Source organism: candidate division KSB1 bacterium, assembly GCA_034506335.1.
Taxonomy (GTDB): Bacteria; Zhuqueibacterota; Zhuqueibacteria; order JANLFK01; family Oleimicrobiaceae; genus Oleimicrobium.
The window spans coordinates 20,999-42,380 of sequence record JAPDPR010000030.1 but is presented as its reverse complement, the minus strand read 5'-3'; the positions used below and the strand labels follow the sequence as shown (position 1 = coordinate 42,380).

The window sequence follows — 21,382 nt, the reverse complement described above, 5'->3', positions numbered from 1 at the left end:
CGGGTTCGTTATCGTCACCTTCGCCCTCTGGGAGAGGGCTGGTCTGAGGGCCGTTGGAGGACTGCAGGGTCCAGAGGAAGAGCGCCGTGAGGCGGGCGTCCTCTTCCAGCGCACCGGCAACACCGTTCCGCGCGCGGGCCTCCCCGGTGCCGAGCACGTTTTCCAACGCCGTGCGGCCCACGACCTCCCAGACCTTCTCCAGAAACTCAGGCAGTTTGACCTCCCGGCCATCGGCGGTCTCGACCTTGCGGTAGCGGCTGAAGATCTCCAGTGCCGGGCCTATGCAGGCGAAGACGAGATCGGCCCCGCGGATGCCCTCGGCCTGGAGCCGCTCCATCCAGTCGCCGACCCGCCTGGGCAGCTCGCGCAGCACTTCGCCCCAGTCGCCCACGGGCGCATCGTCGGGACGCGGACGGCAGACGAGGTGGACGCTGGTGGCGAGGGCGGCGGAATCCCGGGCACGTAGGCGCGAAGCCATTTCAGTGGCAATGGGCCAGGAGCCGGTGATCGTCCAGCCGCCGCGGATCATGCCCGAAAGCAGCGCTTCCCAGCCTTCGGTCGTCTTGTGGGCGAAGACGACGGAGGCCACGCCATCTTCGCGGAGCACGCGCCGGCCCTCGGCGAAGGCCTTGGCCATCGCATCTTCGTAGAAGTGCTTGTCCTTGGGGCGGCCGTCGGCGGTTGTGGAACGTTCGTTCTGGACTGCTTCGGCGCTCTTGGGGGTCAGTGGATTGGCTGGATCGAACGGGTCGCGCAGGAGCGGATGGCCGGGCAGTGTGCGCTTCAGCCAGACGAAGAAAAAGTCCGAGAGGTCCGCGTATGGCACCGCATCGTAGTACGGTGGATCGGTGAACCACACGGTGGCGGCCGCATCGGGCAGGGGATGCTCCGTCGCATCGGCGAGGTGGACTTGGCCCGTGTGAGAATCCTGCATTGAGCTAACGATGTCACAAACCGCCCCCAAGGAGCTTAGAAACACACCCCTTGCATCAGCATAGGGGGAAGATTCGCAAAAGTCCCAAACGATAGGGAGCGCCTGACGTCCAAAAGTGTTGGCAGGGTTTTCATATCCTGCCATCCAACGTGAACCTGCACTGTTGCCATCAGCGCCCTTAGTAATTTGCAGCACCATCCCCTCCCTCACCGCCTCGCTCTGGGCTCTCTGCGTCCCTGCGGTGAGTTCCCGCACCAGCCGCGCCAGCGTCACCAGCGCCACCTTCTGCCGCGCAGTGAAGAGGTCGCCCCATTGAAGCATGCCGTAGCGCTGAACGCGGAAGCCGAGGGTTCCGACCGGCGGTAGCGGTTCGTCCGGCACAGGGCAAAGTCCCTTCTTGCCGCCGCGCTCCCACTCCTCCAGAATCGCCTTGAGGCGTTTCTGGGCCTTCCAGACGGCCCGGTAATCGCGGTCCGTGGGCAGGCGGTAGTTACGGCCTTGGTTGCCCGAATTGAGCGTCACCACAGCCAAGAGCCGAGCCCCGCCGCTGCGGTTGCCGTCGGCATCGAAGACCACATCCGCTCCGCCGCGCTGAGCCGCCAGTTGCGCGCGCACGCGCTCCGGCGGCAGGACCGCGCCGCAACACAGGCACCTGGCCCGGGCACGGGAAACAGTCCCCTCGGGAACCTCCTTCTCGCTTTTCGGCTCGAAAATCTCGAACTCGACCTCCGGCACCATCTCCCTCTCCCCCTGGGAGAGGGTTGGGGTGAGGGCATTCCATATCTGCTGAAGAACCGCCTCCGTCTCCGTAAGGATCTCGTGATTCCAGAAGCGCAGGACGCGCAGGCCGCGTTGTTCCAGGAATCGCGTTCGTTCCTGGTCGTACCGGCGTTGATCGTCATGCTGGCCGCCGTCTGCCTCGACCACCAACTTCGCTTCGTGGCAGTAGAAATCGACAACGTACGGAGGAATCGGATGCTGGCGGCGGAACTTGGCGCCGGCCAAACGGCGATCTCGCAACATGCACCAGAGTTTGGTCTCTGCGTCGGTTTGCTGTTTACGCAGGTTGCGCGCGAATTCGAGCAGTTCCTTCGGCACCACGGGTGGGCCGTGGTAGCCCTCACCCTGCCCTCTCCCAGAGGGAGAGGGCTTGTTCTCCTCTGTCCCAGAGGGAGAGGGGTCGCTCTGGTCTCTCCCAGGGGGAAAGGGGTTGCTCTGATTTCCTTCAGAGGGCGAGGGGGTGCGAACGAGCTTGTAGCGCAGCGCCCGCCTGCGGTTGGGCTTCTTGCAGAGCCAGAAGGAGCGCACAAGTGGTATCTCGGCGCCGCAGTTCGGCGCTTCGCACTTGACCGTGCGCGCCCAGAGGTAGGCGATGGGGGTGGCTCCGTCAGGGTCCTTGGGGTAGAACTCGGCCAGTTCCTTTTCGGCCTGCTTCTTGATTTCGGCTCCGACTCGGCGAAGTTCCTCGGCGAGCTGCGGCCCGTGGCGGGGGATGTCCTCCAGCATGACCTTGAGGATGAGGCAGGCCACGGGGTTCAGGTCGCTTGCGAAGGCCTCGCAGCCCAGGCGCAGGGCCTCGAGTGGAATGGAGCCTCCGCCGGCAAAGGGGTCCACGACGAGGGGCGTCTCGTCCGGGTGCGCGGCCTTGACCAGTTCCCTGGCCGCACCGATCCAGCGCGGGTTGTTGGCAACGTCCCAGTTGGCCACATCGCCGATGAACGTCAGGAGTGCCTGGCGCAGGCCCTTGTCGGACTTGACCTGCTCCTGCAGTTTTGGTGTATTCCACCCCTGCACATCGAGCAGCACCTGCGCCGCCTTCGACTTGAAATCCTTGGGGCAGTGCGGATCGCACGGGTCGGGGAGCAAGAGCCCCAGGAGGATCGCACGGCAGGAGGCCAGGGGCCGCCGCGCCCACCACAGGTGCAGCGTGGACGGGTGCCCATGCCGAATGGACTTCTCCCGAGCCGCGTGCTTGCTCACCACGGCAATCGGGAAATCTACCTCCGCCAGGCGCTTGCATTCCTTAGGAATCATACGGGCGCTCCTTGGATTATCCTCTCGGCCCATTCGACCACGCGCCTGGCCGCGGCAATGGCCTTGCGGTATTCCTCCTCCGTCACCGGCTCGGTCAGGCCCGGGTAGCGCGCCTCAAAGGCGTACCCAGTGAGGAACACTGCTTCTTGAACGTGACTCGGGATACTGATGCCACGGCGTCGGAGCCCGGTCACAAGCTCGTCAAGGTCGTGCACATAGCGGAATGTCCACCCACGCGTAACATAGACGGCTTTCAAGGCCTTTTCCGCGGCCTGTTGGGCGTGAAAACAGAGGTCTTCGTAGAACCCTCCATGGGGTAAGGGTGCACTCGCCAAGGCAAGATCACCCTTGGCGCGGGCCATGCAGTCCTGCGGCGAGCCAGGGGTCAACCTACTCCTTGGCATGGTAGAGCTCCCGTCCTTCGCGAAGGGCTGGCCAAAGTACAAGCGAAGGGTTGTCGCCATACTGTTCAACGTCCCGCTCGGTCACCACCACAACATCTTTGGCTATCCCCATCCCCGCCAAATGTTGATGGATTTTCTGCGCGGTCCGCCTGCGATGGGTTCCGTTGGGCATGACCACCAGCAGATCCAGGTCGCTATGTGGGCCTACCTGACCACGAGCAGCAGAGCCGAAGAGGATGATGCGCTTAGGATGCACGGCCGCAACGATGCGGCGCACCAGTTCCTCAAGAATGGCCTGCGAGACGAACTGAGACGTCTCCATCAGTGCCCTCCGTAGGGCGAGGAATCGTCTTGTATCCGCATTGGACCCGTCATCGCGGTCACTTGCAGCCAGTAGTGGTCCACTTTGGTGACCTCGTGCCAGGGTAAGCGGGCCGGGTCTTTGACCGGGTCCTGCAGCGTGGGTGTAGTGCCGCAGTTGGTGACGACGTACAGCCAGTAGCAGTCCCGGCGGTCTTCGGCCACGCGGCGTTCGTTGGGGGTAAGGAAGATGGTCCCGGTCGCGTGGGTTAACCCCTTGACCTCGATTAGGCGCAGTTCCCCGGAACGCAGGTCAAGGCTGGTAACGTCGTAGCCGAGGTCCCTTTCGTGGACATCATACACTTCACGACCCTGTGCCCGTTCGTACTCCATGACCACGCGCATGGCGATCGCTTCAGTCTTAGCGTCGGGCTGGAGCCGCCGAATTTCCGGCGATTGGAGTTCCGGGTGGGGGAGGACAAGGGCGCTGGCAATGCGTTCCACACCCTGGAGGCTGAGCGACCGCTGTTGTTCCAGTTCTTTGCGACGGCGATCGCGCCGAGCCAGCAGTTCGGCGTGGCGGTTTTCTGCCTGCACCAGGCGCCCTTCGGCCCCCGGTTCATTCCGGTCGATGGCCTCCTGGGCCTTGCCGATCTCCTCGTCCGCCCGCTGAATGAGCTCCGTCAGCGACAGCTCAACGTGCCGAGCGATACGTTCCACCTCAGCGGTTCGTTCCTTGCGGATCTCTTCCAGGAACGGCTGCAAGGCGTTCTGCTGGAGCCACGCTAACGGCTCAGGTTGATATGCGACGGGCGGCAGTTCGCCCGGCGGGCCGGCGGGGATGAAGTTGTTGAGAACATTCGGCTCACGCAACGCAGGCTGGCCACTTGCAGTGACCTCCACCGCGAAGAGCCGCTCGTGGACTACCTGGCCTTGGCCGTCCACCACGCGGGCGCGGTAGAAGTCGATGCGCGACGGCTCCTCGTGCTGGAGAGAGTAAAAGCAGGCCCCCCTGCTGAAGGCGTCGGCGGCCATGGCACAGGTGTGCCTGCGCACGGCTTCGAAAAGTGGGTGGCCGGGCGTAACCCATTCCAGGTTGTTCTTTTCGGCCGTGTCACGATCGGTCGAGCAGCGCGGATAGCGTGCGGCCAATGGCGGCAGCTTCCAATCCGCCGCCCGTTCATACTCCCGCAGCAGCAGTGGCGTGCGGCCTGGCTCAAACGTGTGCGGGAGGTGGGGGATGTCCTTCATCTCAAGCCGAGCATAAGGGGCGGCCTCGCGCATGAAGCGGGCAACCGTCTCCGGCACGACGCGGCGTTCCTGGGCGCGAGCCCGGCGCTCAATCAGCATCTCCAGATTGAGCTTCTTGGAGGCCAGGCCCTCGAGGGCATTCTGGCAAATGGCGCGGAAGCGGCCCTCATCGACGTTCTCGAGTAGGCGCTCCTCCAGGTCGGCATCGCCGAGTTTACCGGCGTAGTAGTCCCGCAGGATGCGCTCCACGTGAGCCGCTGGCAGGATTTCGCCAACGACGTTAAAGACCGCATCGTCGTCCAGTGCGTCGCGGATTGCCTGGAGCTTCTCCAGCAGCCGCTGCAGCACCCGGCCCTCGATGGTGTTGGTGGCCACGAAGTTGAAGATCAAGCAGTCCTTGTGCTGGCCGTACCGATGGATGCGCCCCATGCGCTGTTCCAGGCGGTTGGGGTTCCAGGGGATATCGTAGTTGAACATGATGTTGCAGACCTGGAGGTTGATGCCCTCGCCCGCCGCCTCGGTGGCCACCAGCACTTGGATTGCGCCTTCGCGGAACTGCTGTTCGGAATACAGCCGCGTGCCCGGCTCGTCCCGAGAGCCGGGTTTCATGCCGCCATGTATGCAGCCGACGCGGAATCCCCAGCCCTTCAGTTTCCCCACCAGGTAGTCGAGCGTGTCCTTGAACTCGGTGAAAATGAGCAGACGCTTGTCTGGGTCGTCGAAAAAGCCCTCTCTATGGAGCAGCTCTTTCAGTTTCGACAATTTTGCCTCGGAGTCGCTGTCTTCCACAGCCTCTGCCTGGGCGGCGAGTTGGCGGAGTTCGGCGACCTCCTCTCGCACCTGCTCCGCATTGCCGGCCAGCGTGATGGCTTCGAGCAACCTCTCCAGGTGCTCCCGTTCACTTTCCTCCATCTCCTCGATCTCTTCCGGGTCCGGGAGCTCTGGCGGGGCGAGGCTGACAAGTTCCTGGGCCTTTTTTAGACCTTCTTCAAGGCGGCGGGCGCGGTTTTCGAGGCTGTGGCGCATGGCATAAGTGCTGGAGGCCAGCCTGCGCTGGTAGAGGGACATCAGGAAGCCCACTGCACGGGCGCGGGGATCGTCGCCTTGCGCGGCCGCCTTGGCGCTTTGGCGCTTCACGAAGCGGGTGATGTCCCTATACAGATCGAATTCCGCGCCGTCAATCTCAAATCCAACGGTGTGGGGGATGCGCTTGGTGAATATCCTCTTTGCTACCCACGTCCCGTCTGCCTTCCGCTCGGGGAAATAGACCATGGCTTCCTTGGTGCGACGGAGGTAGAACGGGGCCCGCCGGCGCTCCATCGCCTCCTGGATGGACCGGACGTCAGCATACGCATCACGATCGAGCAACTGCAGGAAGAGACAGAAATTGACAGGGTCGCCCTTGTGCGGTGTAGCGGTGAGGAGCACCAAATGATCTGAAGTGTCCCGCAGCAGCTCGCCAAGCTTGTAGCGGAGGCTCTTATGCGATTCGTCGGAGGCCGACATGCGGTGGGCCTCATCGACAATCACAATGTCCCAGTGCACCTGTCTTAGGCCAGGGAGAATGTCAGATCGCTTGGCAAGGTCCAGCGAAGCAATGATCTTCTTCTGCTCCAGCCATTGGTTGACGCCGAACTGCTCGCGTATGTCGGCGCCTTTCAGGACAAGAAACTTTTCTTCGAACTTTTCCTTGAGCTCGCGCTGCCACTGAAAACTTAGGTTGGCCGGGCACACGATGAGGATCCGCTCCGCAAGCCCTCTCAATTGCAGCTCGCGGATTAGCAAGCCGGCCATGATGGTCTTGCCCGCGCCCGCATCATCTGCCAGCAAGAAGCGAACTCGCGGCAGCTTCAAAAGGTAATCGTAGACCGCCTCCAACTGATGGGGCAAGGGATCGACTCGGCATACAGACAGTCCAAAAAAGGGGTCAAACTCCCATGCAAGACCGAGAGAGATCGCCTGCAGTCCCAGGCGGAGGAGACGCCCATCCCCGTGGTAAACGGGGTGTGAGTCGACGATGCGCAGGCCCTGCAAGTCGCTGGCAGTGAGGGTTACCTTGCGGAAGCGTTCGGTTTGCACCCCTACCAGACCCAGAACCCACGAGGTCTCGGTGAGCTGCTGCACGCTCTCGACGCGCATGGGTTCCGCAAAGAATGTCCCCGTGATGACTTGTCCTTGACGCGGTAGGTAATTCATCGCCTACCCCCGCGGCCCTAGGTGACGCTCATGCCACACATGGAGGGCCGCCCCTGTCTTCGTCCTTGAGCCCGGAACCGATCGCTCCGTGCTCCACCCGCATTGCGCCATTGCGAATCCCGCTTCGTCCAAGAAGACCCCCCGTCCTGTGGGACGTTCATCTCACTAGGCGCTCCTGGAGGCCGTCCGAGTCGTTCTCATCAGCGTTCACCGCACTCATCGCTGCGCAGCCGAACGCTTTATTGCGCGCAAGCGCTCTCGCTCTCCAGCCGCACTCAGCGAAGACACGCATGCGCGCTCTTACGCGGAAGCTCTTCGAAATATACCACACAACCGGCAAAAAGTCAATCTCTTTCACGGTCACTTTTCCCAATGCCCCAAGGGCCCAAGACGCCAAAGCCGCCCCAAAAAGTGGGGCGGCTTGCCATTACCGATAAGCGTTTCTTGAGCTTACACGTCACTGGTCATAATAAACATCGGCTGCCGCATAAAGCTCTCGTACTTGGGGCGCAGGCGCTCGGTGTTGTAGTACTTCTCCACATCCACCACCTTCTTGCGGCCTGTGAACACCACATCCAGCGGCACATTGTCGTACACGCCGTTGCGCAGGCTCACAAGGCGGCCGAAAGACTTGCTCAACACAAGGTCCAGGGCGAGGTTGCCGAAGGCCATGGGGACCACCGAGTCGATGGCGTCCGGGTCGCCGCAGCGTACCAGGTATCCAAGGCGTTGGTTCACCACATTGATGCGCTGACCGTTATTATACTTGGGCGAAAGCTCCTTGAGGCGCGCCGCAACCTTATCGCCCACGCCGCCGAGCTTCTTGTGCCCGAATTGGTCGGCCTCCTCGCTCTCAAAACACATTTCCTTGTCGTCGGTCATCACAGCACCTTCGGAGACCAGGACCACCGCGTAGTTGCTCGGGTGATGCTTCCGGTCGGCCACCAGCAGCTCCGTCAAGCGCTCGATGTCGAAGGGGTATTCCGGAATCACGCAGCGGTCGGCAGCACCTGCCATAGTGGGGAGCATGGCGGTAAAGCCCGCGTAGCGGCCAAAGACCTCGATGACCAGGAAGCGCTCGTGCGAACCGGCTGTGGTGCGCAGCTTGTGGGTGAGCTCGATGGTGCGCGTCACGCACGTGCTAAAGCCGATGCAGTAGTCGGTGCCCGGCACGTCGTTGTCCATGGTCTTGGGGATGGCTACCACCTTGACCCCTTCCTTGTGCAGGCGGTACGCATAGCTCAGGGTGTCGTCGCCACCGATGGGGATCAGGCAGTCGATGCCCAGAAACTCCAGGTTCTTGAGCACTTCTTCTGTTACGTCGTTGATCTCATCCTGGTACTTGTCTCGCAAGTGCGCAGGTACATTGCTCTTGGGCAGGTGACTGGGGCGCGTGCGGGAGGTGTGCAAGAAGGTGCCGCCGGTGCGCCCGGCGCGGTCCACAATTTCCTCGGTCAGCACCTGGTAGCTGTGGCCGTTGTCGGCGTCTTTATCGCGCACCATGTCCACCAATCCGGCCCAGCCGCGCCGGATGCCGATGACCCGATACCCCTCGCGCAGAGCTCGAAACGTCACCGCACGAATGGCGGGGTTGAGTCCGGGCACGTCTCCACCTCCAGTCAAAATACCGATAGTTCCTCTGGTTTTGCTCATGGCTTTCGATCTCCCTCACGCTAGTCTCTGTGTTCTGCAACGTGTGGGCGGCGATCAGTGCCGCCTCTCCCTTCCATTGACTTGAATTATATGCAAACATCGGCAGATTTTCAAGAAGAAAATAGCGCGTTCGAGGATCTCAGGCTGTCCTCATCCGTAGGGACAGCCAGGCGTGCTCTTTTGCCGATGGAGTGGCGCGATGGAATTGAGCCGGAGCCTGTTTGCTCTTCGCTGAAGCTCCTTCATTTTTATCTTGACATTTGTAAAATGAATTGTTATAATAAAGCGAGGTCCTTTGCCGCCTCATGGAAGCGGGGTTCCGAAGCCGAGACTCTGGCACGGGGTAAAGGAGTGGGGCGGGCGAGCTTTGGTGCTGTATCTGCGTGGCTCATGAGACTGCGGTGCTAAGCAGATCAGGAGCGGGATGCCCCAGAAGCTAAGTCAGCCTGATGGGTCGAAGCAGCATGACGACCCGGTCAGAAGGTGGGAGTGGTACGCTACAAGCCAATTAGCGTGTCCGCAGGAGCGGAACCTTTGCACGCTGATTGGCTTTTCTACTTTCGGATGGCGGTTCGGAACAGGTGAGGGCGTCGCAGGACAGACGGAGGACGGATGAAGATTCACGAGTACCAGGCCAAGGAGTTGTTGAAGAAGAGCGGGGTGGCCGTGCCGGCTGGTGGCGTGGCCTTTGCCGCGGAGGAGGCGCAGCGCATCGCCGATGAGATCGGCGGCGACAAAGTCGTGGTCAAGGCGCAGATTCACGCAGGAGGGAGGGGAAAAGGAGGGGGGGTACGAGTTGTGCCGCGGACCGAAGCGGGCGCTACCGCGGCGAAGATGCTAGGCATGACACTGGTCACCCATCAGACCGGGCCTGAAGGCAAGGTGGTGCGGAAGGTACTGGTGGAACAGGCACTGGACATTGCGCAGGAGCTCTACGCGGGTATCGTGTTGGATCGGGCGCGCAACGCGCTCGTGTTCATGGCCAGCACTGAAGGCGGGGTGGAAATCGAGAAAGTGGCGGCCGAAAGCCCGGAGAAGATCCTGAAAGAGTACCTCGACCGCAGCGTGGGCATGCAGCCGTTCCAGGCGCGCAAGTTAGCCTTCGGCTTAGGCTTGCACGGGGAGCAGCTGAAGAACGCGGTGCGCTTCTTCACCGCACTAGCCAGTGCCTACATGACCTACGACTGCTCCCTTGCGGAGATCAACCCGCTGGTAGTGACCACCGACGGTCGGGTGCTCGCGCTGGATGCAAAGATTAATCTGGATGACAACGCCCTGTACCGTCATCCCGATTTGCTCGCGCTGCGCGACTTGGATGAAGAAGACCCATTGGAGGTGGAGGCGACCAAATACGACCTCAACTACATCCGCCTGGACGGAACGGTGGGGTGCATGGTCAACGGGGCAGGCCTCGCCATGGCCACGATGGACATCATCAAGCTGGCGGGTGCCGAACCGGCAAACTTCCTGGACGTGGGTGGCGGGGCCTCGGCGGAGACGGTGGAAAACGGCTTCCGCATCCTGCTGTCCGACAAGAAGGTGAAGGCGGTCTTGATCAACATCTTCGGCGGCATCGTACGCTGCGATCGCGTGGCAAGGGGCGTGATCGAGGCAGCGCGCAAGATCGACCTCAGGGTGCCGCTGGTGGTGCGTCTGGAAGGGACCAACGCCAAGGAGGCCGCGGAGTTGCTGGCCACGTCCGGACTCAACTTCGCGGTGGCCACCAGCTTCGCGGAGGCGGCGCAGAAGGTGGTCGAGGTCATGCGGAATTGAAGAGAGCGGCGAGAAGACGCAGAGCAGGGAGGACCAGCATTGAGCATCCTGGTAGATAAGAGCACTCGGGTAGTGGTGCAGGGGATTACTGGAGGCGAGGGCAGTTTTCATGCCCGTCAAATGCTTGAGTACGGCACCAACATCGTGGCAGGCGTAACTCCGGACAAGGGCGGCCAGGTGTGGGAAGGGAAGGTGCCGGTTTTCGACACCGTGCGCGAGGCAGTGGAAAAGGAGGGGGCCAATGCGTCGGTAATCTTTGTTCCGGCTGCCTTTTCGGCCGATGCCATCATGGAGGCAGCCGACGCAGGGCTGGAGCTGGTGGTCTGCATCACGGAGGGGATCCCCACGCTGGACATGCTGAAGGTGTACCAGTTCCTGCAAGGGCGCAAGACGCGCCTGGTGGGTCCCAATTGCCCAGGGGTCATTTCGCCGGGTAAATGCAAACTGGGCATCATGCCCGGGGCCATTCACAGAGAAGGACGTGTGGGTGTTGTGTCGCGCAGCGGTACGCTCACCTACGAGGCGGTTTGGCAGCTGACCAGCCTGGGTATTGGCCAGTCCACCTGTATTGGCATAGGGGGCGATCCCATCATTGGCACCACCTTTGTGGATGCCTTGCGCCTTTTTGAGGAGGATCCAGAGACCGATGCGGTGGTGCTCATCGGTGAGATCGGCGGCACGGCCGAGGAGGAGGCAGCCGCCTTTGTGAAGACAAGCATGAGCAAACCGGTCATCAGCTTCATTGCCGGGCGTACGGCGCCCCCAGGCAGGCGCATGGGACATGCCGGGGCCATCATCGCCGGCGGCAAAGGTACTGCGGCGGAGAAGATGGCGGCACTGCGCGAAGCGGGCGTCACCGTGTGCGAGAGCCCGGCCACCATCGGCAAAACGGTGGCCCAGGTGCTGGGACACTGAGCCTGGTGCAAGGAGGTGGAAGGATGCAGTTCTGGCGCGTGCCCTTAGATGCCGATAAGATGAAAGTCCCGCGCGGGGCAGTCTACATCGTCAAGGAGCGGTGTAAAGGGTGCGGATTCTGTGTGGAATACTGCCCCAAAGATGTGTTGGAGCTGTCCGCTGAGTTCAACTCCAAGGGCTATCACCCGCCGTACGTGAAGAAACCGGGCGAATGCGTCAACTGCGACCTTTGCGAATCCATTTGCCCGGAGTTTGCGATCTTTAGCGTCCTGTTGGAAGAGGGGGCCGAGGAGACTACCACGTAGCCAGGGCGCGCGTGGTGGCCGGAGAAGACAATTGCAGGAGGACAGCGGTGAAGGCCGACCCGAGAGGAGTACTGACCGGCGAGCACTACCTGGACGGCGACCACGCATGTGCAGAGGGGGCATTGGCGGCAGGGTGCCGCTTCTTTGCCGGCTACCCCATCACGCCGTCCACCGAAGTGGCCGAACGCATTGCGGAACGCTTCCCGCACGTGGGCGGCATCTTCATTCAGATGGAAGACGAGCTGGGCTCCATGGCGGCGGTGGTGGGGGCAGCCTGGGGAGGGGCCAAGGCGATGACCGTCACCTCCGGGCCTGGGTTTTCGCTGATGATGGAAAACATCGGCCTGGCCGCCATGATGGAGACGCCCTGTGTGGTGGTGAACGTGCAGCGCGGCGGTCCGTCGACCGGCCTGCCCACCATGGTGGGGCAGGCGGATATGATGCAGGCTCGCTGGGGTTCCCACGGCGACTATGAAATCATCGCCCTCTGCCCCAACTCGCCCCAGGAGGCGTTCGACCTCACCATCCAAGCGTTTAATCTATCCGAGCAATACCGCGTGCCCGTGCTTGTGATGATGGATGAGTGTGTGGGGCACATGACCGAAAAGGTGGTCATTCCGGAGGCCGACGAGATCGAGCTGGTACCCCGTCGCTACACCAAGAAACCTCCGGGCCAGTACTTGCCCTACGAACCCTGTGAGGACCTGGTACCTGAAATCATCAAGGCCGGTGATGGCTACCGCATCCACAGTACCGGCCTCACTCACGATGAGCGCGGCTACCCGGTGATGAGCGCCGAAGCGCAGAACAAGCTGGTGCGGCGCCTGGTGGACAAGATCCGCAAGAACGCCGACAAGATCGTGCGCGTCGAAGAGCATGGCACCGATAAGGCCGACGTAGTTGTGGTTTCCTACGGCATTACCAATCGAGTGGTGCAGGCTGCCTTAGCGGAGGCGCGCAAGGAGGGGATCAGGGTCGGCGACCTGAAGCTGGTCACGGTGTGGCCATTTCCGGAACGGCGCATCGCCCAGCTTGCCGAAAAAGTGAAGGCCTTTGTGGTGCCGGAGATCAACTTTGGGCAGATAATCCTGGAAGTGGAGCGCTGCGCGCATGGCAAAGTGCCGTGTTACCAGGTTCCGCACGGCGGTGGCGGAGTGCATGAACCTTCGGAGATTCTCAAGGTGATAGAGGAGGCGGCCCGATGACGCAAGGAGCGGTTGTACACGAACCCGAGCTGCGCCACGAACACCCCTTGGAACCATTCCTGCGCATGGATCGCATCCCGCACATCTGGTGTCCTACGTGCGGCATAGGCACCTCGGTGGCGTGCTTCCTCAACGCCCTAAAGGAATCTGGTCTGCCTCTGGACAAAGTGGCGGTCGTGTCAGGGATTGGCTGTAGCGGCAGGGTGGCAGGTTATGTCAAGCTGGACTCATTTCACACCACGCACGGGAGAGCAATTGCATTTGCCACCGGGCTGAAGCTGGCCAATCCGGAGCTCAAGGTGGTCGTGTTCAGCGGCGATGGAGACCTGATTGCCATTGGCGGTAACCATTTCATCCACGCGGCACGGCGAAACATGGACATCACCGTGATCTGCGTGAACAACTTTATTTACGCCATGACCGGTGGGCAAGTAGGTCCGACCACGCCGGTGATGGCCAACTGCTCAACCTCGCCCTATGGGAACTTTGAGCGGCCCTTCAACATTCCTCTGCTGGCTGCCTCGTGCGGGGCGGTCTATGTGGCGCGGTGGACAGCCCTCCATATCCGCCGCCTCACCAGGGCGATGACCGAGGCCCTGCTCAAGCCCGGTTTCTCGGTGGTGGAGGTAATTGCTCCATGCTCCACCCTCTACGCGCGGCGCAACCGGCTGGGGACCGGCTTGGACTTGATGAAGTTCTACCACGACAATTGCGAAATCAGGCACGGGGCAGATCCGAAGGACCTGGACATCGGTTTTCAGCAAAAGATCATCGTGGGCAAGTTTGTGGACACCACGCGTCCCACGTTTCTTGAGGCGTACAACGAGCACATGAAGAAGGTGCTGGGAGAGGCCTTCGTGCCCTACCAGGGGGCGTTTTCGGCGACGGCTCAGAGTGACGAGTCCAAAGCGGCCTGAGGCCGCCTCACGACCTAAGGAGTCACGCGCCATGCGCACGGAGATCAGAGTATCAGGCTACGGTGGGCAGGGAGTCATCCTGGCCGGCTACATCATCGGGAAGGCCACCGCGATTTTTGAGAAGAAGCATGCCACGCTCACGCAGAGTTTTGGCCCTGAGGCACGTGGCAGTGCCTGCAGCGCCCAGGTTATCTGTTCGGACGAGCCCATCCATTACCCCTACATTCGCACGCCCAACATTCTCATCGCCATGTCGCAAGAGGCCTATACCAAGTTCGAGCCGGAATTGGACCCCAATGGGCTGCTCCTCATCGAGGAGGACTTGGTCAAGGCCAAGCCGCCCCGGGACAACATCCGCATGTACGCCGTGCCGGCCACCCGCTTGGCAGAGCAGCTGGGCAGGAGGATTGTGCTTAACATCGTCATGCTGGGCTTTTTCACCGCCGTGACCAACACCGTGAGCAAGGAGGCGATGGAGAAGGCGGTGCTCAGTTCCATTCCCAAGGGCACCGAGGAGATCAATCGCAAGGCGTTTGAGACTGGTTACGAGTACGGGATGAAGCTATTGGCGAGCAGGGGGGAGCAGAGGGCGGCATCTGGTGCCGGGTCACCACGGAAGCGCAAGGCCGCGGCAAAGGAGTAGCCTGATGCCTACTATCGCGTTTGGATTCCGCGACAAGCTCAACGCCGTGCTGGGCGGCGAGATGCACAGTTACTGTTTCCAATGTGGCGCGTGCGTGGGGGACTGCCCGGCGGCGCGCTACTCGCCGCGCTTCAACCCGCGCATGATCATGCTCAAGAGCATCATGGGGTTGGAGGAGGAGCTGCTCGGCGAGGACTCGGTCATCTGGCTCTGCACCAACTGTTACAACTGCTACGAGCGCTGCCCCCAGGACGTGCGCCCGGTAGAGGTAATCATCGCGCTGAAAAACCTCGCGCGCGCGAAGGAGCATGCCCCCCAGAAGGTGGCCTCAATGGTCAACAGTGTGAAGGAGCAGGGTCTGACGGCCAGCGTGACCAGCGCCACCGAACGCATGCGTGCTGAGCTGGGGCTGCCCCCTCTGCCTCGTGTGCCGGTGGAGGAACTCAGGGAGCTCATGTAGGCGCCAATGCCTGCGTTGCGCTACATCCCTTTTTTCGGGTGCATGATTGGGGTCAAGTACCCCCAGTTTGAGGCGGCGGTGCGCAAAACCGTGCCGGCGCTGGGCATCGAACTGGTGGACGTGCAGGGGTTTACTTGCTGCCCGGACCCCATCTACTTCAAGGCCTCGGACAAGATGGCGTGGCTGAGCATCGCCGCGCGTAACCTCACGCTGGCCGAGGAGGCGGGCCTGCCCATCGTGACCATGTGCAGCGGGTGCACGGCGACCCTGTCGGAGGTCAATCATCTGCTCACGCACGATGGAGCCTTGCGCGAAAAGGTCAACGAGCGGCTGCGGCGTATCGGGCGGGAGTTCAAGGGGACCACGTCGGTGCGCCACATCGTGACCGTGTTGCGCGACGATGTGGGCCTTGACCGCGTGGCGGCCAGCGTCACGCGCCCGCTTTCCGGGGTGCGAGTGGCCATTCACTACGGGTGCCACCTGCTCAAGCCCAGCAAGATCATGCGGGTGGATGACCCAGACAGGCCACAGATACTCGAGAGCTTAGTGCGTGCCACCGGTGCCGAGCCGGTGGATCACGAAGAGCGCTTGCTTTGCTGCGGAAAGGCGTGCGAGGACGAGGAAATTCCGGCGCAGATGACACGCGACGTGCTCGCCTCCGTCAAGGCGCTGGGCGTGGACTGCATGGGGCTGATCTGCCCCACCTGTTTCGACGAGTATGACCTTGGTCAGTTCAAACTCGCGCGCAAGTTCGGCACTCTTTTCGAGCTGCCGGTGGTGTACTACTTCCAACTCCTTGGACTGGCGCAGGGAAAAAGTGCCCAGGAGATGGGTTTCCATCGTCACAAGGTCAAGGTGGAGCCGCTTCTGGTAAAGATTGCAGCACAGTGAGGGGAGATGGAGAAGGGCGTTCTGGTCATAGGCGGCGGGATTGCCGGGATTCAAGCGGCGTTGGACCTGGCAAATGCGCGGGTCCGCGTCTACCTGGTGGAGAGGGCGCCCAGTCTGGGTGGGCACATGGCCCAACTGGACAAGACCTTTCCCACCATGGACTGCTCCATCTGAATCCTGGGCCCGAAGATGATGGATGCCGGTCGGCATCCGAACATAACGCTGTACACCAATGCCGAGGTGGTGGCCCTGCGCGGAAGCGCTGGCGACTTTACCGCCACCGTGCGCTGTTACCCGCGGTACGTGGACCAGTCGCGATGCACCGGCTGCGGCAAGTGCAGTGAGGTCTGTCCGGTGGTGGTGCCCAATGAGTTCGACGTGGGTTTAGGGGCGCGCAAGGCCATCTACTCGCCTTTTGCCCAGGCTGTGCCCAGCGCCTACATCATCGACCGGGAAAACTGCCTGAACGATCGCCTCATCGTCTGTGAGCGATGCCGCCGCGCCTGTGAGCGACAGGCCATCGACTATGACATGCAGGTGCAGGATGTGGAGGTGCCAGTGGGCGCGGTGATTGTGGCCACAGGTTTTGAGGTGTTTGACCCGTACGCGATGAAGACCTATGGCTACAGCGTCTCGCCCGAAGTGATGACTGGCATCGAATTTGAGCGCATGCTCAACGCTTCCGGCCCCACGCGCGGGCGTATCATCCGCCCCTCGGACCGCAAGCCACCCAAACGGCTCGCCTTTGTGCAGTGCGTCGGCGTGCGCGGAGAAAGGGATTGCCAGTACTGCTCCCGGTTCTGTTGCATGAACTCGGTGAAAAACGCTATGCTGGCCAAAGAGCACGAACCAGGGATCGAGCAGGTGACCATCTTCTATTCGGACATTCGCGCCTTCGGCAAGGGGTACGAGAGCTTCTTCAACCGCTCCAAGGAGCACGACTACATCAGGTACTTCCGCGGCAAGCCGTCGAAGATTGTGCGCGATGCCCAGACCGGCGAGCTCCACATCTTTGTGGAGGACACCTTTGCAGGCAAACCGGACAAGGTAGTGGCCGACATGGTGGTCCTGGCATCAGCGGCGGTGCCGGCGGAGGGTACTGCGCGTCTGGCCGAGACGCTGGGGATAGAGTTGGACGAAAGCGGCTTTTTCAAGGTGGTCGAGGAGAACGGTGAGCCGCTATCCACTACAAGGGAGGGGATCTTCCTCTGTGGGTGCGCCCGCGGGCCGGAGGACATCCCGGACTCAGTGGCCCAGGGCAGTGGCGCAGCAGCTGCAGCCCAACGCTACGTGGCAGCGTGCCGCGTGGAGGAGGTCAAGCAGGAGATCCCGCCGCTGAACACTGATGGGCCGCCGCGTGTCGGTGTGTTTCTCTGTCACTGCGGGGTGAACATCGCAGGCGTGGTGGATGTGCGTAGTGTGGCCGACTATGTGCGAGAATTGCCGGGCGTGGTCCACGTGGAGGATAACCTCTTCCTCTGCTCTGACGCCGGACAGAAGCTGATTCAGGAGCGGGTGGTAGAAAAGGGGCTCACCCGGGTGGTGGTGGCAGCCTGCACACCGCGTACGCACGAGCCCATCTTTCAGGAGTCGTTGCGGCTGATCGGGTTCAATCCTTACCTCTTCGAGATGGTCAACGTGCGTGACCAGTGCAGTTGGGTGCACAGCCAGGAGCCGGAGCGGGCCACGTTGCGCGCCCGCGATCAGATTCGCATGGGCGTGGCGCGTGCCCATCGCTTGGAGCCGCTAGAGAAGCGACAGATCTCCATCGAGCGGGCTGTGGTGGTGATTGGCGGCGGCATCGCCGGCATTGAGGCGGCGCTGCGCCTTGACGCGCAGGGCTTTCCCGTCTACCTCGTGGAGAAAGAAGACGAGCTGGGCGGGCGCCTTCGCGAGCTGGCCTTCTTGGCTCCTCATGAGCTGCCGGCTCGAACCCTGCTCGAGCGCAAGCTTGCTCAGCTTCAGGCCAGTGATGTGCACGTGATGACCAGCGTCCAGGTCACCCAGGTGACGGGCTTTGTGGGGAACTTTGAGGTGACCACCACGCGCGGCCTCCTGCGAGCCGGCGCGCTCATTCTGGCCATTGGCGCTCAGCCCTATCAACCGGCGGAAGAGTTCGCCTACGGACAGACTCACGCGGTGATGACTAACTACGAGCTGGAGCATGCGCTTGCCGGAGGTGATGCGGATCTCTTCGTAGGGGGGAGGCGGGTAGAGCGGGTCGCGTTCATCCAGTGCGTGGGCTCGCGGAATCCGGACAAGAACCCGAACTGCTCGCGCATTTGCTGTGGGACCACCGTGCGGCAGGCACGGCAGTTGCGCCGGATGGGTGCAGAGGTAGTGGTGTTCTACCGCGACATGCGCACCGCCAGCCACGGCGGCGAGGAGGCCTATCGCCAAGCCCGTGGCGAAGGGGTGATCTTTGTGCGCGTGCCGGATGGGCGGCCACCGGAAGTGGTCCCTCTGGCGCAGGGGTGCCACGTGCGCGCTTTCGATGCCATGTTGCGTGACACGGTGGAGACTGATGTGGACCTGGTGGTGCTGGCGGCAGGACTGGTCCCTCGCGAGCCCGATACCTCGAAGTTCCGCGAAATGCTCAAGGTGCCGTGTGGCCCGGATGGCTTTGTGCTGGAACGCCACCCCAAGCTTGGGCCGGTGGAGACCACCAGTGAGGGCATCTTTGTCGCGGGGTGCGTGCAGGGGCCAAAGGGTGTGGGTGATGCGCTGTCCCAAGCGGCTGCGGCCGCAGCCAAGGCCAGCATCCTGATGAGCCGCGACCAGGTCTCCCTGGATGCCACCACCTGTACAGTGCTGGAAGAGCGCTGCCGCGCGTGCGGCACCTGTGTGTCCATCTGCCAGTTCCACGCGCCGGAGCTCTATGTGCTCCCCTCTGGCGCGCGGGTGGCGCGCATCAACGAGGCGCTGTGTAAAGGGTGCGGCACCTGCGCCTCCTGGTGCCCAAGCGATGCCATCAAGGCACGGCACTTTACTGACGCGCAGATTGAGGCCATGCTGGAGGCCATGCTGCTGGAAGAGGTGGCGTGATGAGCGAGCCGCAGCAATTCCAACCGAAGATCGTTGCCTTCGCGTGCAACTGGTGCAGCTACGCAGGGGCCGACAACGCCGGTGTCAATCGCATCCAGTATTCGCCCCAATTTCGCATCATCAAAACCATGTGCTCGGGGCGCGTGAGCCCGGCTCACATCCTGAAGGCGTTCGAACTGGGCGCCGATGGCGTCCTGGTGTCGGGGTGCCACTTCGGCGATTGCCACTACCTCTTCGGCAACTACCGGGCCGTGGAGCAGTTTGAGAAGGCGAAAAGGCTTGTTCGCCTGCTCGGTTTGGAGGAGGAGCGGCTGCGCCTGGAGTGGGTGTCGGCTGCCGAGGGTGTGCGCTGGGCCAAGCTCATCAACGAATTCGTCGACCAGATTACGCGCCTTGGGCCAAGCCCGCTGTCGCGCAATGGGAGAAAGTAGATGGAGCTGGACAGCGTAGCCAAGGGGACAAACGTTCTGGACTGCCTCGAGTGCGGCAAGTGCACCAGCAACTGCCCAGTTTCGCGCTTTGACCGAACTTTTTCCCCGCGTTCTACGATCAGCACCTTCTTGGAGGCCTCGGCCGAGGATCTGATGCGCGATGATCGACTGTGGCGCTGCCTCACCTGTGGCATGTGCAGCGTGCGCTGTCCGGTGGACGTCCGGTACAGCGAGTTCACGCGCCGGCTCCGCATACTCGCCACGCGGGACGGTAGAGAGCCCACCTGCTCCCACGGGGGCGCCCTGCAGTCTTTGATGAAGATCATGACTGCCCCGGCCCTGCAGCAAAACCGCATGGAGTGGGTGAGAGGCGACCTCAAAGTGGCGGAGCGGGGCGAGGTGCTCTACTTCGTAGGCTGTCTACCCTATTTCGACGCCTTCTTCAGTAACCTTGGCATCGATACCCTCGGCATCGCCCGCAGCGCGGTGAAGCTCCTCAACAAAATGAACATAACCCCCGTGCTGCTGAAGAACGAGCGTTGCTGCGGCCACGATCTGTACTGGACCGGCAGCGTGGAGCACGTCAAGCAGCTCGCAACCCACAACGTGCAGGCGATCCGCGAAGCCGGAGCGAAGATGGTAGTCTTTACCTGCGCAGAATGCTATCGCACCTTCAAGCTCGACTACCCGGTGCTTGTGGGCCCACTGGGCTTTGAGGTGGCGCACTTGTCCGAGTACTTGGCGCCCCAGCTCGATGCCCTTGGACAACTGCAGGTCCCTGCAAAGCGGGTGGTCACCTACCAGGATCCCTGTCGTCTGGGCCGTCATCTGGGCGTCTACGATGCGCCACGGGTAGTGCTCCGCGCCTTGCAGGGCTTGGAGCTGCGGGAAATGACCAAACACGGCGAAACGGCCGTCTGCTGCGGCACCAGCGCGTGGATGAGCTGCGACCGTCATTCCAAGGCTATCCAGACGGCGCGGCTGACCAGCGCCCGTTCCGTCGGCGCAGACCTCATGGTGACCAGTTGCCCCAAGTGCTACATCCACTTTACCTGCGCCATGAAGAGCCAGGACTTTCCGGAGGAGGCAAAGATCGAAGTGCGGGACTTGAGCACAGTAGTGGCTGAGGGAGTGTAAAGGTGAGGCGTTCTTCGCCTCATGATGGGCGCAGGCTCGCTGTCGAGGTAGCAGGAACCTTGGCCGGTCGACGCCGCGCAGTGATGCTTCTCACCAACAGAATGGAGGTACACCATGAGGAAGGGCAGGAGTGTCAAGATTCTCTGTGCGATGCTGCTGATTGCGGTGTGCTCCGTAGGTGTAACCAATGCGCGTGAGCACAAGGGTACGGGGCAAGGATGCTTCTACATTGGCGCGAGCACCGTGGATGTGGAAAAGCTCAACACGCGCTTGAGGGCTTTTGGCTATCCAGAACTCTCCGACCGGGTCATGAGCATGGGCGGGGGTGGCCATGCGTTCATTAACCGCTTGGTCATCGGGGGGCAGGGGCACGCATTGATCAGCAAGTCCTATGACGTCATCGTGCGTAACGTGCCGTACAAGACCGAGTTGACTGCCGGCATCGGCTTCTTCAATGTGGGCTACCTTCTCACCCCTCAGAGCAGTCTGAAGGTCTACCCCATGTTCGGCATAGGTGGTGGAGGCATCGAACTGTCAATCACCGAGAAGCAGCCGCCCGCTTTCGAGCAGATTCTCCAACAGCCCAATAGAAGCACACATCTCTCGAAAGCAGTGCTCTTGGTCAATGTGGCCCTTGGGGTTGACTACTTCATAGTCACGCAGCGGGATGAAGAGGGCGTAGGAGGACTTGTGCTGGGGTTGGAGCTTGGCTATAACCTCTGTCCGGTGACCTCTGGCTGGTCGGCAGAGGAGATCGAGATTACCGGCGGCCCGGACGTGGGGATCACTGGACCGTACGTTCGGTTCAAGATAGGAGGTGGGGGCAAAAGGAAGTGACCACGGTGGGATGGCCGGGGGGCCATCCCAACTATGATGCGGGAGTACTGC

The 21,382-nt window shown here is 62.0% G+C and carries 18 protein-coding genes; 13 read left to right on the top strand and 5 right to left on the bottom strand.

The window, feature by feature from the left end:
- The 5 genes from ONB25_09815 to ONB25_09795 form a co-directional block, all read right to left on the bottom strand.
- Window positions 1-2,968 (bottom strand): DUF559 domain-containing protein (locus tag ONB25_09815; GenBank protein MDZ7393173.1); only part of this gene is annotated, 2,968 nt, incomplete at its 3' end.
- Window positions 2,965-3,372, bottom strand: a complete 408-nt coding sequence (locus ONB25_09810; GenBank protein ID MDZ7393172.1) for a HEPN domain-containing protein — start codon at window positions 3,370-3,372, stop codon at window positions 2,965-2,967. The genes ONB25_09810 and ONB25_09815, both read right to left, overlap by 4 nt.
- Window positions 3,359-3,694, bottom strand: a complete 336-nt coding sequence (locus ONB25_09805; GenBank protein ID MDZ7393171.1) for a nucleotidyltransferase domain-containing protein — start codon at window positions 3,692-3,694, stop codon at window positions 3,359-3,361. Before ONB25_09805 ends, ONB25_09810 begins: the two co-directional genes overlap by 14 nt.
- Complete coding sequence (locus tag ONB25_09800) at window positions 3,694-7,062, bottom strand: helicase-related protein (protein ID MDZ7393170.1); 3,369 nt, start codon at window positions 7,060-7,062, stop codon at window positions 3,694-3,696. Before ONB25_09800 ends, ONB25_09805 begins: the two co-directional genes overlap by 1 nt.
- 507 nt (window positions 7,063-7,569) lie before the next feature.
- Window positions 7,570-8,772, bottom strand: a complete 1,203-nt coding sequence (locus tag ONB25_09795; GenBank protein MDZ7393169.1) for an ATP-dependent 6-phosphofructokinase — start codon at window positions 8,770-8,772, stop codon at window positions 7,570-7,572.
- 612 nt (window positions 8,773-9,384) lie between these two features.
- Here ONB25_09795 and sucC point away from each other — a divergent pair.
- The 13 genes from sucC to ONB25_09730 all read left to right on the top strand — a co-directional run bounded on the left by sucC (window position 9,385) and on the right by ONB25_09730 (window position 21,331).
- Entirely contained in the window at window positions 9,385-10,545 is a 1,161-nt protein-coding gene (gene sucC, locus ONB25_09790) for an ADP-forming succinate--CoA ligase subunit beta (GenBank protein ID MDZ7393168.1), read from the top strand.
- 39 nt (window positions 10,546-10,584) lie between these two features.
- On the top strand, window positions 10,585-11,460 hold the full coding sequence (gene sucD / locus ONB25_09785) for a succinate--CoA ligase subunit alpha (protein MDZ7393167.1): 876 nt from the start codon (window positions 10,585-10,587) through the stop codon (window positions 11,458-11,460).
- Between the two features lie 23 nt (window positions 11,461-11,483).
- Window positions 11,484-11,765 (top strand): 4Fe-4S binding protein, encoded by a 282-nt coding sequence (locus ONB25_09780; GenBank protein ID MDZ7393166.1) that lies wholly within the window; start codon window positions 11,484-11,486, stop codon window positions 11,763-11,765.
- Window positions 11,766-11,812: 47 nt separating this feature from the next.
- Window positions 11,813-12,970: a 2-oxoacid:acceptor oxidoreductase subunit alpha gene (locus ONB25_09775; protein ID MDZ7393165.1), complete on the top strand. Its 1,158-nt coding sequence runs from the start codon at window positions 11,813-11,815 to the stop codon at window positions 12,968-12,970.
- Complete coding sequence (locus ONB25_09770; protein MDZ7393164.1) at window positions 12,967-13,887, top strand: 2-oxoacid:ferredoxin oxidoreductase subunit beta; 921 nt, start codon at window positions 12,967-12,969, stop codon at window positions 13,885-13,887. Before ONB25_09775 ends, ONB25_09770 begins: the two co-directional genes overlap by 4 nt.
- Window positions 13,888-13,918: 31 nt before the next feature.
- Window positions 13,919-14,530, top strand: coding sequence for a 2-oxoacid:acceptor oxidoreductase family protein (locus tag ONB25_09765; GenBank protein MDZ7393163.1), 612 nt, complete (start codon window positions 13,919-13,921; stop codon window positions 14,528-14,530).
- A 4-nt stretch (window positions 14,531-14,534) separates the two neighbouring features.
- On the top strand, window positions 14,535-14,990 hold the full coding sequence (locus ONB25_09760) for a 4Fe-4S dicluster domain-containing protein (GenBank protein ID MDZ7393162.1): 456 nt from the start codon (window positions 14,535-14,537) through the stop codon (window positions 14,988-14,990).
- Window positions 14,991-14,996: 6 nt separating this feature from the next.
- The gene (locus tag ONB25_09755; GenBank protein MDZ7393161.1) at window positions 14,997-15,881 is read left to right on the top strand and encodes a CoB--CoM heterodisulfide reductase iron-sulfur subunit B family protein; all 885 of its coding nucleotides are present in this window, start codon (window positions 14,997-14,999) and stop codon (window positions 15,879-15,881) included.
- A gap of 6 nt (window positions 15,882-15,887) precedes the next feature.
- On the top strand, window positions 15,888-16,055 hold the full coding sequence (locus ONB25_09750) for an FAD-dependent oxidoreductase (GenBank protein ID MDZ7393160.1): 168 nt from the start codon (window positions 15,888-15,890) through the stop codon (window positions 16,053-16,055).
- Between the two features lie 15 nt (window positions 16,056-16,070).
- Complete coding sequence (locus ONB25_09745) at window positions 16,071-18,926, top strand: FAD-dependent oxidoreductase (protein ID MDZ7393159.1); 2,856 nt, start codon at window positions 16,071-16,073, stop codon at window positions 18,924-18,926.
- Complete coding sequence (locus ONB25_09740) at window positions 18,926-19,357, top strand: hydrogenase iron-sulfur subunit (GenBank protein MDZ7393158.1); 432 nt, start codon at window positions 18,926-18,928, stop codon at window positions 19,355-19,357. Before ONB25_09745 ends, ONB25_09740 begins: the two co-directional genes overlap by 1 nt.
- The gene (locus tag ONB25_09735; GenBank protein MDZ7393157.1) at window positions 19,358-20,494 is read left to right on the top strand and encodes a (Fe-S)-binding protein; all 1,137 of its coding nucleotides are present in this window, start codon (window positions 19,358-19,360) and stop codon (window positions 20,492-20,494) included. It abuts the gene before it with no gap.
- A 114-nt stretch (window positions 20,495-20,608) separates the two neighbouring features.
- Complete coding sequence (locus ONB25_09730; GenBank protein ID MDZ7393156.1) at window positions 20,609-21,331, top strand: hypothetical protein; 723 nt, start codon at window positions 20,609-20,611, stop codon at window positions 21,329-21,331.
- Window positions 21,332-21,382: the final 51 nt, after the last annotated feature.

Coding starts and splice junctions, on each gene's coding strand:
- ONB25_09805 (MDZ7393171.1), bottom strand. CDS start 3,694: ATGGAGACGTCTCAGTTCGTCTCGCAGGCCATTCTTGAGGAACTGGTG.
- ONB25_09810 (MDZ7393172.1), bottom strand. CDS start 3,372: ATGCCAAGGAGTAGGTTGACCCCTGGCTCGCCGCAGGACTGCATGGCC.
- ONB25_09745 (MDZ7393159.1), top strand. CDS start 16,071: ATGATGGATGCCGGTCGGCATCCGAACATAACGCTGTACACCAATGCC.
- ONB25_09760 (MDZ7393162.1), top strand. CDS start 14,535: ATGCCTACTATCGCGTTTGGATTCCGCGACAAGCTCAACGCCGTGCTG.
- ONB25_09750 (MDZ7393160.1), top strand. CDS start 15,888: ATGGAGAAGGGCGTTCTGGTCATAGGCGGCGGGATTGCCGGGATTCAA.
- ONB25_09735 (MDZ7393157.1), top strand. CDS start 19,358: ATGGAGCTGGACAGCGTAGCCAAGGGGACAAACGTTCTGGACTGCCTC.
- ONB25_09730 (MDZ7393156.1), top strand. CDS start 20,609: ATGAGGAAGGGCAGGAGTGTCAAGATTCTCTGTGCGATGCTGCTGATT.
- ONB25_09800 (MDZ7393170.1), bottom strand. CDS start 7,062: ATGCGCGTCGAGAGCGTGCAGCAGCTCACCGAGACCTCGTGGGTTCTG.
- ONB25_09770 (MDZ7393164.1), top strand. CDS start 12,967: ATGACGCAAGGAGCGGTTGTACACGAACCCGAGCTGCGCCACGAACAC.
- ONB25_09765 (MDZ7393163.1), top strand. CDS start 13,919: ATGCGCACGGAGATCAGAGTATCAGGCTACGGTGGGCAGGGAGTCATC.
- ONB25_09780 (MDZ7393166.1), top strand. CDS start 11,484: ATGCAGTTCTGGCGCGTGCCCTTAGATGCCGATAAGATGAAAGTCCCG.
- ONB25_09795 (MDZ7393169.1), bottom strand. CDS start 8,772: ATGAGCAAAACCAGAGGAACTATCGGTATTTTGACTGGAGGTGGAGAC.
- ONB25_09755 (MDZ7393161.1), top strand. CDS start 14,997: ATGCCTGCGTTGCGCTACATCCCTTTTTTCGGGTGCATGATTGGGGTC.
- sucC (MDZ7393168.1), top strand. CDS start 9,385: ATGAAGATTCACGAGTACCAGGCCAAGGAGTTGTTGAAGAAGAGCGGG.
- ONB25_09740 (MDZ7393158.1), top strand. CDS start 18,926: ATGAGCGAGCCGCAGCAATTCCAACCGAAGATCGTTGCCTTCGCGTGC.